The 13,231-nt window shown below is 71.8% G+C and carries 13 protein-coding genes; 8 read left to right on the plus strand and 5 right to left on the minus strand.

The annotated features are described in order from the left end of the window. Positions 1–286: 286 nt before the first annotated feature. Positions 287–1,243, minus strand: a complete 957-nt coding sequence (locus tag BLW84_RS06485; protein ID WP_093262351.1) for an HpcH/HpaI aldolase/citrate lyase family protein — start codon at positions 1,241–1,243, stop codon at positions 287–289. Positions 1,244–1,403: 160 nt separating this feature from the next. Here BLW84_RS06485 and BLW84_RS06490 point away from each other — a divergent pair, with 160 nt between their 5' ends. Both BLW84_RS06490 and BLW84_RS06495 read left to right on the plus strand, forming a co-directional pair. Next, positions 1,404–2,702, plus strand: a complete 1,299-nt coding sequence (locus tag BLW84_RS06490; protein ID WP_177226315.1) for a magnesium transporter MgtE N-terminal domain-containing protein — start codon at positions 1,404–1,406, stop codon at positions 2,700–2,702. Next, positions 2,702–3,229: a DUF1003 domain-containing protein gene (locus tag BLW84_RS06495; protein WP_093262353.1), complete on the plus strand. Its 528-nt coding sequence runs from the start codon at positions 2,702–2,704 to the stop codon at positions 3,227–3,229. Before BLW84_RS06490 ends, BLW84_RS06495 begins: the two co-directional genes overlap by 1 nt. A gap of 73 nt (positions 3,230–3,302) precedes the next feature. Here BLW84_RS06495 and BLW84_RS06500 read toward each other — a convergent pair whose 3' ends face one another. Both BLW84_RS06500 and BLW84_RS06505 read right to left on the minus strand, forming a co-directional pair. Beyond that, positions 3,303–3,719, minus strand: coding sequence for an NUDIX hydrolase (locus BLW84_RS06500; RefSeq protein WP_245760968.1), 417 nt, complete (start codon positions 3,717–3,719; stop codon positions 3,303–3,305). A gap of 4 nt (positions 3,720–3,723) precedes the next feature. Beyond that, a complete protein-coding gene (locus BLW84_RS06505) occupies positions 3,724–4,170 on the minus strand; it encodes a MarR family winged helix-turn-helix transcriptional regulator (RefSeq protein ID WP_093262357.1) in 447 nt (148 codons plus the stop codon). Positions 4,171–4,448: 278 nt separating this feature from the next. Between BLW84_RS06505 and BLW84_RS06510 the strand changes: the two genes are divergently transcribed. Continuing rightward, positions 4,449–5,588: an Mrp/NBP35 family ATP-binding protein gene (locus tag BLW84_RS06510; RefSeq protein ID WP_093262359.1), complete on the plus strand. Its 1,140-nt coding sequence runs from the start codon at positions 4,449–4,451 to the stop codon at positions 5,586–5,588. A gap of 255 nt (positions 5,589–5,843) precedes the next feature. Here the strand turns inward: BLW84_RS06510 and BLW84_RS06515 are convergent, their stop codons facing one another. Continuing rightward, on the minus strand, positions 5,844–6,401 hold the full coding sequence (locus BLW84_RS06515) for an O-methyltransferase (RefSeq protein ID WP_425441683.1): 558 nt from the start codon (positions 6,399–6,401) through the stop codon (positions 5,844–5,846). A 307-nt stretch (positions 6,402–6,708) separates the two neighbouring features. Here BLW84_RS06515 and sigE point away from each other — a divergent pair, with 307 nt between their 5' ends. From sigE to tatB, 4 genes are all read left to right on the plus strand, one after another. Next, on the plus strand, positions 6,709–7,302 hold the full coding sequence (gene sigE, locus BLW84_RS06520) for an RNA polymerase sigma factor SigE (RefSeq protein ID WP_093262363.1): 594 nt from the start codon (positions 6,709–6,711) through the stop codon (positions 7,300–7,302). 3 nt (positions 7,303–7,305) lie between these two features. Next, positions 7,306–8,010 (plus strand): zf-HC2 domain-containing protein, encoded by a 705-nt coding sequence (locus BLW84_RS06525; RefSeq protein WP_177226317.1) that lies wholly within the window; start codon positions 7,306–7,308, stop codon positions 8,008–8,010. Positions 8,011–8,165: 155 nt separating this feature from the next. Then, on the plus strand, positions 8,166–9,827 hold the full coding sequence (locus BLW84_RS06530) for a S1C family serine protease (RefSeq protein WP_245760970.1): 1,662 nt from the start codon (positions 8,166–8,168) through the stop codon (positions 9,825–9,827). 371 nt (positions 9,828–10,198) lie between these two features. Next, entirely contained in the window at positions 10,199–10,597 is a 399-nt protein-coding gene (gene tatB, locus BLW84_RS06535; protein ID WP_093262366.1) for a Sec-independent protein translocase protein TatB, read from the plus strand. On the opposite strand, the gene BLW84_RS06540 is transcribed toward tatB, so the two are convergent. Continuing rightward, positions 10,598–11,794, minus strand: coding sequence for an MFS transporter (locus BLW84_RS06540; RefSeq protein ID WP_093262368.1), 1,197 nt, complete (start codon positions 11,792–11,794; stop codon positions 10,598–10,600). Positions 11,795–11,857: 63 nt separating this feature from the next. Between BLW84_RS06540 and BLW84_RS06545 the strand changes: the two genes are divergently transcribed. Next, positions 11,858–12,805 carry a LysR family transcriptional regulator gene (locus BLW84_RS06545; protein WP_425441684.1) on the plus strand — a complete coding sequence of 316 codons (948 nt, stop codon included), beginning with the start codon at positions 11,858–11,860 and terminating at the stop codon, positions 12,803–12,805. Positions 12,806–13,231: the final 426 nt, after the last annotated feature.

The following is a 13,231-nucleotide window of genomic DNA, read 5'->3' on the forward strand; positions in this document are numbered from 1 at the left end:
GCGGATCTCACCCGGAACCTACCGCGCCCGCCGCCACCACCGATCTCCAACAGGCGAACTCAACCCGTCCGCCACCGCACCGAGCCCCGGACGGCCGATCTCGCCCACCCGCGAACGCAGGACGAGCGACATTCCGGCGGGCGCGGGCGTGAGCACTTCGGACCGCCGTGGCGGCCGTTCGGAGGTGGCGGTTTCGCGCGAAACCGCCACTCGCACGCCTGGGAAACGACGGTTTCGCGCGAAACCGTCGCCGCTTGCCGCAGGGCCGCGACTCGCGCCGCCGCGATCAGGACTCCGGCGGGGTCCAGCGGTCGGTTCGGGCCATGCCCGCCGCGCGACCCTTGCCCGCGATCACCAGCGCCATCTTGCGGGACGCCTCGTCGATCATCTCGTCGCCCAGCATCGCCGCGCCGCGCTTCCCGCCGGCCGCCGAGGTGTGCCACTCGTAGGCGTCCAGGATGTTCTCGGCGTGGTCGTAGTCCTCCTGCCGCGGCGAGAAGAGCTCGTTGACCGCGTCCACCTGCGCCGGGTGCAGCACCCACTTGCCGTCGAAGCCCAGCGCCGCCGACCTGCCGCCCACCGCGCGCAGCCCGTCGACGTCCTTGATCTGCAGGTACGGCCCGTCGATCGCCTGCACCCCGGCCGCGCGGGCCGCGGTCAGGATGCGCATCAGGATGTAGTGGTAGGCGTCGCCGACGTCGTAGCCGGGCGGCTGGTGGCCGACGACCAGCGACCGCATGTTGATCGACGCCATGAAGTCGGCCGGCCCGTAGACCAGCGCGGTCACCCGCGGCGAGGCGGCGGCGATCGCGTCCACCTCGACCAGGCCGCGGGCGTCCTCGATCTGCGGCTCGATGCCGATCCGGCCGGCCTCCAGCCCGGTGGCGCGCTCGATCTGCGTCAGCGTCAGGTCCAGCCAGCGCACGTGCTCCGGGGTGCTCACCTTCGGCAGGATGATCGAGTCGAGCTCCGCGCCCGCGCCTTCCACGACGGTCACGACGTCCCGGTAGGTCCACTCGGTGTCCAGCGCGTTGACCCGCACCGAGCGGATCTTCTCGCCCCAGCCGCCCTCGTTCAGCGCGCCGACGATCCGGTCCCGCGCCTCGCCCTTCGCCAGCGGCGCGACCGCGTCCTCGAGGTCCAGGAAGAACTGGTCGGCGGCCAGCCCGCGCGCCTTGTCGATCATCTTCGCGCTGGAGCCCGGCACCGCCAGGCAGCTCCGCCGGGCACGTCGACCGTCCACGTTGTCCTCCTCTGGCCTCGCGAGTCGTTGCGTGTGTACCACGCACGCCGCCGCCGGAACCGGGCAAGTGCCCGGCGGCACAGTCCCCGTTCCCGAGCGGCGGCACCGCGCCGGTCCGCCCGGGCAGCGGACGGCTCGGAGAGTGCATAGCCTGATCCACGTGGCAGCCGCGACCAGGGTTTTCGCGGCCCGGATGGCCGGCCTGTCGGTGTTCGGGCCGGACGGCGAATCGATCGGCCGGGTGCGCGACGTCGTCGCCGGGCTCAGCGTCCGGCGGCAGCCGCCGCGCGTCCTCGGCCTGGTCGTCGAGCTGCCCACCCGGCGCCGGATCTTCGTGCCGATGCTGCGGGTCACCCGCGTCGAGCCCAGCGCCGTGACGCTGGCGACCGGCACGGTGAACCTCCGCAAGTTCCACCAGCGCCCCAACGAACTGCTGGTGCTCGGCCAACTGCTGGACGCCCGGGTCGTCATCGATCCCAGCGGGGCGCCCGCGGTCCTGGTCGACGTCGCGATGGAGCAGACCCGCACCCGCGACTGGCAGCTGGCCAAGCTCGCGGTCCGGGAGCGCACCGGGAGGCTCGGCCGTCGCGGCCCGACCCAGGTGCTGGACTGGGACCAGGTCACCGGGTTGGCGGTCGCGGAGCTGACCGGCCAACCGCAGGGCGTGCAGCAGCTGCTCGCCCTGTTCGACACGATGCGCGCGGTCGACGTCGCGAGCACCCTGCACGAACTGCCGACCAAGCGCCGCTACGAAGTCGCCGAGGCGCTGGACGACGAGCGGCTCGCCGACGTCGTCGAGGAGCTGCCCGACGAGGACCAGAAGGACCTGCTGGCGTACCTCGACGACGAACGTGCGGCGGACGTGCTGGAGGCGATGAACCCGGACGACGCGGCCGACCTGCTCGCCGAACTGTCGGAAGTGGACAAGGAGCGGCTGCTCGGGCTGATGGCGCCGGAGGAATCGGCACCGGTCAAGCGGCTGATGGCGTACTCGTTCGACACTGCCGGCGGCCTGATGACCTCGGAACCGATCGTGGTCGGGCCGGACGCGACGATCGCCGAGGCGCTGGCGATGGTGCGCAACCCCGACCTGCCGGTGGCGCTGAGCAGCCTGGTGTTCGTCTGCCGCCCGCCGTCGGCCACCCCGACCGGCTCCTACCTGGGCTGCGTGCACATCCAGCGGCTGCTCCGCGAACCACCGTCCACTTTGGTCGCCGGCGCGCTGGACACCGACCTGGCGAGCCTCCCGGCCGAGGCGCCGCTGACCGACGTCACCCGCTACTTCGCCGCCTACAACCTGGTGTGCGGGCCGGTGCTGGACGACGAGGAGCACCTCATCGGCGCGGTCACCGTCGACGACCTGCTCGACCACCTGCTGCCGGAGAACTGGCGGGAGAGCGGACTCCCCGAGCCGGAGACCGCCACCACCGACCAGCCGACGAACCTGGAGGCTCGCTGATGCCCGAGTTGCTGACCCACCGCCGACTCGACCAACCCCGCCCGCCGCAGCGGTTCACCGTCTCGTTCGACCCGGAGGTGTTCGGGCAGGTCTCGGAGCGGATCGCCCGGTTCCTCGGCACCGGCAAGTTCCTGTTCTGGATGACGGTGTTCGTGATCGCCTGGATCGCGGCGAACCTGACCGCGGTCGGGCTGCAGTGGGACCCGTACCCGTTCATCCTGCTCAACCTGGCCTTCTCCACCCAGGCCTCGTACGCCGCGCCGCTGATCCTGCTCGCGCAGAACCGCCAGGACGACCGGGACCGGGTCTCGTTGGAGGAGGACCGGTCGCGGGCGGCCCAGACCAAGGCGGACACGGACTATCTGGCCCGCGAGCTCGCCGCACTGCGCCTGGCGATCGGAGAGGTCGCCACCCGCGACTACCTGCGCAGCGAACTGGACCGGCTCCGCGAAGAACTCCCGGGCATGCAGAGCGAGGCGGAGAAGCGCCGAGCCCGCACGGCCGCCGAAGACCCGAAGGACGCCTGAACCAGGTGTTCCGCAGTTTCAATTGAAACTGCGGAACACTGCGGGGACCCCGCAGTTTCAATTGAAACTGGGATCAGGCCGGGTCGAGGTCGGCGAAGAGGGCGACGATCGCCGGGGCCGTGACCTCGTGGGCCGCGTACTCCTCGCGGGTGCACCAGGCGAGCTCCGCGATCTCGGCCGCCGGCGCCGGGTCGCCGTCCAGCTCGCCCGCGTAGCAGATGAGCTCGACCTGCACCCCGTCTCCCTGCCCGACCGCGTCGGTGACGTAGCGGCCGAGGAAGTCCGCCCCCACCAGGCCGACGCCGAGCTCCTCGCGCACCTCCCGGTGCAGCGCCTGCACCTCGGTCTCGCCCGGATCGATCTTGCCGCCGGGCAGGTAGAACGCGTCCTGGTAGTCGGCGCGGACCAGCAGCAACCGCCGGTCCACGAACCGCACCAGGCCGACCGCGCGGATCAGCCGTTCGGGAGCCGTGGAGTTCGCATCGTGCACGCCCTCATGCTTGCGCACGCTGCCCCGGCGGCGATGGCACACCCCCGTCGGCCAGCCGCTCGCAGGTGCGCATCAGCGCCTCCAGCTCCCCCGTCGTGGCGGACAGGAAGTACCGCGCCACGCCGGTGCGATGCGTCGACGCCGCCAGCTGCAACCGCGCTTCGCCACGTTCGGTGATCACGGCCTGGACCCCCCGCCCGTCCGAATCGACCCGGACGCGACGCACCAGCGCGAGCCGTTCGAGGCGGTCCACGAGCCTGGTCACGCCGGAGCGCGACAGCAGCACGACATCCGCGAGTTCGGTCATCCGGAGCCGCTGCTCCGGGGCTTCTGCCAGCGCTTCGAGGACGTCGTAGGCGGCGAGCGTGAGCCGTTGCTCAGCGATCAGGTCGCCCTCCAGGCAGCGCGTGACCCTGGCGTGCGCGCGGAGGAAACTGCGGTACGCCAACAATTCACTTCGAGTCGGTAATCGATCAAGAGCCGTCTCGGCCACGAGGATGGATATTACGGAACGCGTTCGCCTGACTGCGCAGCGCCCCCGAACAAGAATCACATTCTGTCTCGCGCGCCCCACTGACCAGCGCGATGCCACCGGCCCGCAGCCCTGTCCGCGGCGGGCTACCGGTCCGTAGCATGGGATTGTCAACAACGGGGTGTGAGAGTCTTCGAGGCTGGCGCCAGCGAAGCGACCACCGACCACGTCCGCAACTCCAGCTTGCCGAGGTAACCGTGACCAGTACGCAGTCCACGCCCACCGAGGACGCCGTTCGGAAGGCCCTCAGCCAGGTCGAGGACCCGGAGATCCGCCGGCCGATCACCGACCTGGGCATGGTCAAGAGCGTGTCCATCGGCTCCGACGGCGATGTTGCGGTCGAGGTGTACCTGACGGTCCAGGGCTGCCCGATGCGGGACACGATCACGCAGCGGGTGACCGATGCCGTGTCCGCCGTCGAAGGCGTCGCCTCGGTGCGGGTCGAGCTCGACGTGATGAGCGACGAGCAGCGCACCGAGCTGCGCAAGATGCTGCGCGGCAGCGCCGAGGAACCGCGCATCCCGTTCGCCGAGCCCGGCTCGATGACGCGCGTCTACTGCGTGGCGTCCGGCAAGGGCGGCGTCGGCAAGTCCAGCGTGACGGTCAACCTCGCGGTCGCGATGGCCAAGCGCGGCCTGTCGGTCGGCGTGGTCGACGCCGACATCTACGGCCACTCGGTGCCGCGGATGCTGGGCGCGGGCGGCAAGCCCACCCAGGTGGAGAAGATGATCATGCCGCCGCAGTCGCACGGCGTGAAGGTCATCTCCATCGGCATGTTCACCCCCGGCAACACCCCGGTGGTCTGGCGCGGGCCGATGCTGCACCGCGCGCTGCAGCAGTTCCTGTCCGACGTCTTCTGGGGCGACCTGGACGTCCTGCTGCTCGACCTGCCGCCCGGCACCGGCGACGTGGCGCTGTCCACCGCCCAGCTCATCCCGAACGCGGAGATCCTGGTCGTCACCACCCCGCAGCAGGCCGCGGCCGAGGTCGCGGAGCGGGCCGGGGCGATCGCCATGCAGACGCGGCAGCGGCTGGCCGGCGTCGTGGAGAACATGTCCTGGATGGAACTGCCGGACGGCCAGCGGATGGAGGTCTTCGGCTCCGGCGGCGGCCGGCTGGTCGCGGAGTCGCTGAGCCGCTCGATCGGCACGGACGTGCCGCTGCTCGGCCAGGTGCCGCTGGACCCGCGCCTGCGGGAGGCCGGCGACAACGGCACCCCGCTGGTCCTGGAAGCCCCCGACTCGCCCGCGGCGGTGGTCCTCAACGACATCGCCAAGCGCCTGTCCACCCGGGCCCGAGGCCTCGCGGGCAAGCTCCTCTCCGTCTCCCCCGCCTGACAAGAAGGGATTCACGGCTCGTCTTACGTAGCGGTGCGGGTAGCGGCCCCCCTGCGGGAATTACGGTCGCCTTCTCGCTGGGGGATCCCCGACTTACGCATGAACCAATACGCGGCATCGGGGACTGGCCGCGCCAAGAACCCCGACGGGGTGGGCACCGTCTGAGAACCCGCGGCGGTGCAAGTTGCGAGGGTGGGCTAAGCGGCTGCGCCGCTTCAAAACAAAAGATCGACCGACGACGAGGGCCGGAAAAGATCAGCGCTTGGCGACCGCGAGCAGGCCCGGGCCCGTGGGGAGCGTGACCGGGACCAGGTTCTCGTCGGTCTGGATGGCCCGGACCAGGTCGCGCAGCGCCATGGCCAGCGCGCTCCGGGCGTCCGGGCTGGCCAGCTGGACGCCCGCGAACACGATCACGCCGCCCGGGCGCAGCAGGCGGACGCCGAGCTCCAGGTACGTGGGGTAGTCCGTGGTCGCGATGCCCACCGACACCAGGTCGTAGCCGCCCTCCGTGAGCCGCGGCATCAGGTCGATCGCGCGGCCGGCGATCAGCCGCGTCCGGCCGGTCGGCACGCCCGCCTCCCGCAGCGTCGCGCGCGCCGCCCGCTGCGCGGCCGCATCCGCGTCGATCGACGTCAGCACGCCGTCCGGCATCATGCCCTGGAGCAGCCACAGCGCGCTCTCGCCCGAGCCGGTACCGACCTCCACAACGGCCTTGGCCCGCAACGCCGCCGCCAGGAAGCGCAGGACGTGCAGCGACGACGCCCCGACCGAGGTGTCCGTCGGCGCGCCGGATCGCACCTGGTTCCGGCCCACTGGCCCGGCACCCACCGGCGTCTCGGGTATCACAACGCGAAAGGTTATCGACGTTGCCCGCCGCCGTGACCAGGGCCGCCGACATCGTTAGTGGGCCGTTTCCGGCGGGCCCGCGATGCGAGCCGCATCACGTCAGGTTCTCAGGCAGTTCTCAGGAGTCTTTAATCGCTACCTCACCAGGGCATACGAGAGTAGACACGTCATAACCGACACCGATCGGCGTCTCCTTGACGACACCGCCGGGAACAACGGAGGCGACATGTTCGTTCTTGGAGATGCAACCGCACAGGAGGTGGCTTCTCGCCCAATGGCAACACAGCCGATGAGTGTGGCCCCCAGTGTCCAACAGAGCACCGTCTCGCCCGCCGCGGAAGAGGTCAACTGGACCCCGCCGTCGTGGGACGAGGTGGTCCGGCAGCACGCAGACCGGGTCTACCGGTTGGCGTACCGCCTGACCGGCAACCAGCACGACGCCGAAGACCTGACCCAGGAGACCTTCATCCGGGTGTTCCGGTCGCTGGCGTCGTACAAGCCGGGAACGTTCGAGGGCTGGCTGCACCGGATCACCACGAACCTGTTCCTCGACATGGCCCGCCGCAGGTCCCGCCTGCGCATGGAGGGCCTGCCCGAGGACACCGACCGGTTGCCCGGCGGTGGACCGAGTCCTGAACAGGTCTTCAGCGACACCCACCTCGACCCCGACCTCCAGACGGCGCTGGACGAGCTGCCGCCGGAGTTCCGGGCGGCGGTGGTGCTCTGCGACGTCGAGGGGCTCTCCTACGAGGAGATCGGTGCCACCTTGGGCGTGAAGCTGGGTACTGTGCGCAGCAGGATTCACCGCGGGCGCCAGATGTTGAAGGCCACCTTGGAAGCTCGCCGCGAGCATGCCCGGGAGGTTTGACGAATGACGGTTTTGCGTGGGTGGGGGCTGCCGGAGCAGCACCTCGCGCTGGACGCGATCGTCGCGCTGGTGGACGGCGAGCTGAGCCCGAGCGCCCATGATCGCGCCGTCGCCCACCTGGCCCACTGCCCCGCGTGCACCGCGGACGCCGCCACCCAGCGGCAGGCCCGCGCCGCGGTCCGGGCGGCCGGGACGCCGTCGGTCTCGCCGAAGCTCCTGCAGGCCCTGCAGGCCATCCCGGCGCACGCAGAACTGCCCAGCCAGCCGGACGGCCTCGCGCTGACCGAGGACGGCCAGCTGGTCGCCATCGCCCGCCCGGACCGCGCGAAGCGGTTCGGCGACGGAGCGGCGCTCGGATCCTCGCGGCCGCTCGGCGGCAGCCAACAGCCCCTCGGCAGCGTGCCCCCTTTTGTCGGTGATCTTGCGGCGGCACCGGCACGGCGGGTCGGCCGCCGCACCCGGCAGGGGGCCGGCGTGGTGTTCTCCGGCCTGGTGCTGGGCGCTCTCGCGCTGATGAACCTGCCGACCGACGACGACGGCCAGCCGGTTCCGGGCGTACCGAACCCGCTGCCCGGCGGCGCGTTCACCAACGCCGTCATCCCGGCGTCGGCACGCGAAAACCTGCCCGGCGACCCGTCCCCCAGCCGGCAGCCCTCGGCCGAGGTCCCCGTTCCGAGCACCTCGGCGAGCGCGCCGCCGGGGAACTGATCCGGCCGGGACGAGTTCGCCCGCTCCCACACGAACTTCACCGGTCGCCCGGCAAAATGAGCACGCCGGCGGTGCGTCCACATGCCGGTGGCACGGGCTCCGCGCCCGTGTGATCCACTCGAACGGACGAGTTCCGACCGCATGCCCGGGGAGCGATGAGCGACCAGCCAGGAACGCCCGCACAGGGCCCCGACGCCGACCAGCAGCGCCGGGATCAGCCCGAAGCAGGCCAGCAGGGCCCCAACGGACGGCCAGCCCAACCCGTGCATCCGTGGCAGGGCGCGGCCAGCCACGCTCGCGGAGTGCCGGCCGCGCCGGACCGCTCCACGCGAAACAGCCAGGCCTCCCCGCCCCGCCTCGCGCCGCGCCCGTTGCAGCGCCCCGCCGTCGACCCGTCGCAGAGTTCGACGTTCGGCCGCCCGAAGGGCGTGGCCGGCAGTTTCGACCCGAACCGGCGCGGCGTTCCGACGCGCGGCATCGAGCAGGGCCCGCCCCCGCCGGAAGCGCTGTCCAAGGCGTTCGGCCGCCCGCAGGCGGGCGGCGAGAAGCTCCAGCGCGCGCCCGGCGAGCAGCCGATGGTGGCCGAGCCGGCCGAAGAGCCGGCGCTGTGGAACTCCGGCGAGAGCGACCCGTGGCGCAACCCCGCCGCAGGCGCGGTGATCGGCCCGCCCGCGCTCGGTGAGGAGCCGGAGGAGAAGGCCAAGAACACCGAAACCGGCCCGCTGCTCAGCGCCCGCGAGGTGCTGCTCGGCCGCCGGGTGCACCCGCGCGCGCTCGTGATCCTCGCTGTGATCGCCCTGCTCATCGGGCTGGCCGGCGGGCTGCTCGGCCGGATCACCGCCGAGGAGGGCAATCCGCTCACCAATCCCGACGTCACCCTCGCCGAGGTGGAGCAGGGCAAGGACCGGCCTAAGGGCACCGTCGCCGCGGTGGCGCAGCGCGTGGTCCCCGCCGTCGTGTCGATCGAGGTGCGCGTCGGCGCGCAGGGCGGCAGCGGCTCCGGGGTCGTCATCGACGGCAACGGCTACGTGGTCACCAACAACCACGTCATCTCGATGGCCGCCGACACCCCGGGCGCGCTGGTCTCCACGGTCTTCCACGACGGCACCCGGGTGCCCGCCCGGATCGTCGGCCGCGACGTCAAGACCGACCTGGCGGTGATCAAGGTCGAGGTGTCGAACCCGACGGTCGCCCAGCTCGGCCGCTCCGACGAGCTGGCGGTCGGCGACGAGGTGATCGCCATCGGCTCGCCGCTCGGCCTGGCGGGCACCGTGACCACCGGCATCGTCAGCTCGGTGCACCGCCCGATGCGGCTGGCCGGCGAGGGCACCGACACCAACGCGGTCATCGACGCGATCCAGACCGACGCCGCGATCAACCCCGGCAACTCCGGCGGCGCCCTGGTCGACGGCAACGGCGCGGTGGTCGGCATCAACAGCGCGATCCGGACGCTCGGGGCCGGCGGCGAAGGCGGCTCGATCGGACTCGGCTTCGCGATCCCGATCGACGACGTCCGGCGCATCGCCGAGGAGCTGATCCGCGCGGGCAACGTGCAGCACGCCGATCTCGGCGTCAACGCCAAGTCGGTCAGCGACGGGCTCGCCGACGGCGCCCAGGTGCAGAACGTGCAGGACGGCAGCGCCGCGGCGGCGGCCGGGATCGCCGAGGGCGACGTGATCATCCGGGTCGGCGAGCGCAAGGTGGCCGGCGCGGACGAGCTGATCGTGGCCGTCGACCGGCACCAGGTCGGCGAGCGGGTGCCGGTCACCGTGGTGCGGCAGGGCCGCGAGCTGGTGCTCGACGTGACCCTGCGGTGAACGGCGGGGCCCGCCTGGTCCGGCCGGGCGGGAAGTTTCGCGGTATTGCCAGCGGCACGACGCCCGCCCCGAACGGATTCCGGCAGCCATCGCGGTCGTGCGCGTTGTGGAGCGCTATCGCGGCCCGAAGCACTCACGGCCGCACCGACCAGCTCAAACCGCGAACCGCGGAGCCCCAGGAATGCCGTGCCGCCGCATGGGCCGCACCGCCGGCGGGTCGGCGAGCCGAACGAGCAGCTAACAGTTCGTGAAGGCGGCGTGCTCGGCCAGTTCGCCCTCCTGCCCGGATCACCCGGTCGGTACCCTGGGGATGCGTTGGCAGCGCGCGGTGCTGGTCCGCGAGCCGTGGAGGACCCGGAGGTAGTCGAGAGGTGTTCGAAAGCGTCGGCTGGCTCGAGATCCTGGTCCTCGTCGTGGCCGGGCTGTTCATCCTCGGCCCGGAACGGCTGCCGCAGGGCGCGGCGTGGCTGGGCCGGACCGTCCGCCAGGTCAAGGAGTACGCGACCGGAGCCCGCGAGCAGATCAAGTCCGAGCTCGGCCCGGAGTTCGACGAGCTGCGCAAACCGCTGGAAGACCTGCGCGGCATCCGCAACTTCAACCCGCGCTCGGCCGTGACCAAGCACCTCTTCGACGGGGAGAACCCGCTCGACGACCTCAACGGCAACGGCAGCAACGGCGGTCACCAGGCGAAGCCGGCCGACCCGCCCAAGCCAGAGCAGCGCCCGCTCGCGCCGGGCGAGCGTCCGCCGTACGACTCCGACGCGACCTGATCAGGCTTCGACCGCGACGCGCTTGGGCACGGCACGGACGATCCACGCCCCGGCCGCCGCGACGGCCAACCAGCAGCACAGCAGGACCGTCATCCCGGACCAGCCCCACGAGCCGTAGGCCGCACCGCCCAGCACCCCGCCCACGCTGCTGCCGCCGTAGTAGGCGAACTGGTACAGCGCGGACGCCTGGCCGCGGGCCGATGCCGATGCCCGCGCCCCGACCCACCCGCTCGCCACCGAGTGCGCGGCGAAGAATCCGCCGGTGAACACGACCAGGCCCACCACGATCACGGGCAGGCTGTCGGCGAGCATCAGCAGCAAGCCCAGCGCCGTCACCGCCAGGCCCGCGAGCAGCACCTGAATGCGTCCCCAGCGATCGGCGGCACGCCCGGCCAGCGTGGAGGTGACCGTTCCCGCGGCGTACGCGAGGAACGCGAGCGCTGCGAGCGCTGGCGGCACCAGCAGCGGCGGTGCGGCGAGGCGGAAGCCGAGCACGTTGTAGACGGTGACGAAGGCGCCCATACCGAGCGCAGCGACCAGGTACGGCGCGTAGAGCACCGGGTCGCCGAGCGCGGCGCGCAAGCCGCCGAGCAGCGGGCGCCAGCGCAGCGGTTGCCGCCGGTGGTTGCGTTCGGCCGGCAGCAGCACCACGAACAGCACCGTGCACACCCCGGCGAGCACGGCCACCGCCAGCAGCCCGCCGTGCCAGCCGGCGAAGTCGCCGACCACGCCGCCCAGCAGCCGTCCGCCCATGCCGCCGATCGTAGTGCCCGCCACGTAGAGCCCCATCGTCGTGCCCAGCTGCTCGCCGCCGGTCTCGTCGGCCAGGTATGCGGCCGCGACCGCGGCCAAGCCGGCGATCGCCACGCCCTGCACCAGGCGAACGGCCACGAGCACCGGGAAGAACGGCACCCATGGCAGCAGCAATCCCAGGACCTCGGCGATCAGCAAGGCCGCGATCATCGTGCGGCGACGGCCGACCGCTTCCGACAGCGTGCCGAGCGGGATGGCCGCGACGGCCAGCCCGAGCGTGCTCGCCGAGATGAGCAGCGCCGCCGTGCCCGGGTTCAGCGCGAAGACCTCGGCTAGCTGCGGCAGCACCGGCTGCGGCGCGTAGAGCAGCGCGAACATCGCCAGCGCACCGAGCAGCAGGGCGATGCGGATCTTGCGGATGCGGGCCGGGTCGACTGCGTTCACGTGCTCGAACGTAAGTAGCCCGAACTGATGCGTCCAATGTCGGAATGCCGCATGATTGATGCGGTGGTGAATGAATCAGTCGAGCCGGACGACGCGTCGCAGCTAGCGGCCCATCTCGCCCCGTCGCTCGCCCTGCTGCGCGCGGTCGCCGCCGAGGGCCATCTCACACGAGCAGCGGAGTCGCTGGGCGTCCCGCAGCCGACGGTCAGCCGCACGCTGGCCAAGCTGGGCGATCGACTCGGCACCCCGGTGATCGCGCGGCAGGGTCGCGGCATCCACCTGACCCGCGCCGGCGCCCTGCTCGCGGCGGCCGCCGGGGACGCGTTGCGCGGGCTGGAGGCGGGCTGCCGGGCTGTGATCGAGGAGGTCGACCCCGACCGGGGCCGGGTGACGTTCGGGTTCCAGCACACGATGGGCAGCACGCTGGTGCCGCCGCTGCTGCGCGAGTTCCGCGACGTGCACCCGCACGTGCGGTTCGGGCTCGTGCAGGGGCCGCGCAACAGCATGCTCGCGCGCGCCCGATCGGGCGAGATCGACCTCTGCGTCGTCTCGCCGCTGCCGGAGCACGATCCGCACTGGGAAACCGCGCCGCTGCGGGAGGAGCCGCTGGTCGCGGTGCTGTTCGCGCGGCACCGGCTGGCCCGGCGCCGCAAGCTGCGGCTGGCCGAGCTCGCCGGGGACGACTTCGTGGCGACCCGCCCCGGCTACGGCCTCCGGCAGATCTTCGCGGGCCTGGCCGAACGCGCCGGTTTCGAGCCGCGGCTGGCGTTCGAGAGCGAGGAGGTCGACACGGTGCGCGGACTCGTCGCCGCCGGGCTCGGCGTGGCGCTGCTGCCGCCGGGCGACAACGGCCCGGCGCCGGGCACGGTCGAAGTGCCGCTGGATCCACCGGCGCACCGCACGATCGGCCTGGCCTGGCCGGCGGACCGGGCGCTACCGCCGGCGGTCCGCACCTTCCGCGACTTCACCCTGCGCAATTTCAACGGAAATCGAAGGTCCGATTTCCACTGAAGTTGGGGAAGTAGTCCACAGCCGTCGACGTGTCGTGTCCCGACGCGCCGTGGTTCCGCAGTTTCCATTGAGCCTAATCAGTTCTGGGAGTGAGCCATCCGGCAAACTCCTGGTTGGTAGCCGACCGGCAGGTGAGCACTCTGTGAGCCTGGGCGTGTGAGTCCTGGAAAAAGATCGTGCCCCTTGCTGGTAGGCCGGGAGAGTTGATCGCTGCTGGGATGTCGTGCCAGCCCATGGTGGTGTGAGCACTGCTTGATTAGGTCGCTGATGGTTCTCCCGCCGGCTGCGTGAAGGTGATCGGTGTGAACGGGAGGACCGTTGCAGCTGTTCGTAGGGGATGACTGGGCTGAGGATCATCACGACGTCGAGCTGATGGACAGCTCGGGTCGCCGGTTGGCCAAGGCCCGCTTGCCGGAAGGGGTGGCC

It is taken from the genome of Saccharopolyspora shandongensis (assembly GCF_900106995.1).
Classification (GTDB): Bacteria; Actinomycetota; Actinomycetes; order Mycobacteriales; family Pseudonocardiaceae; genus Saccharopolyspora; species Saccharopolyspora shandongensis.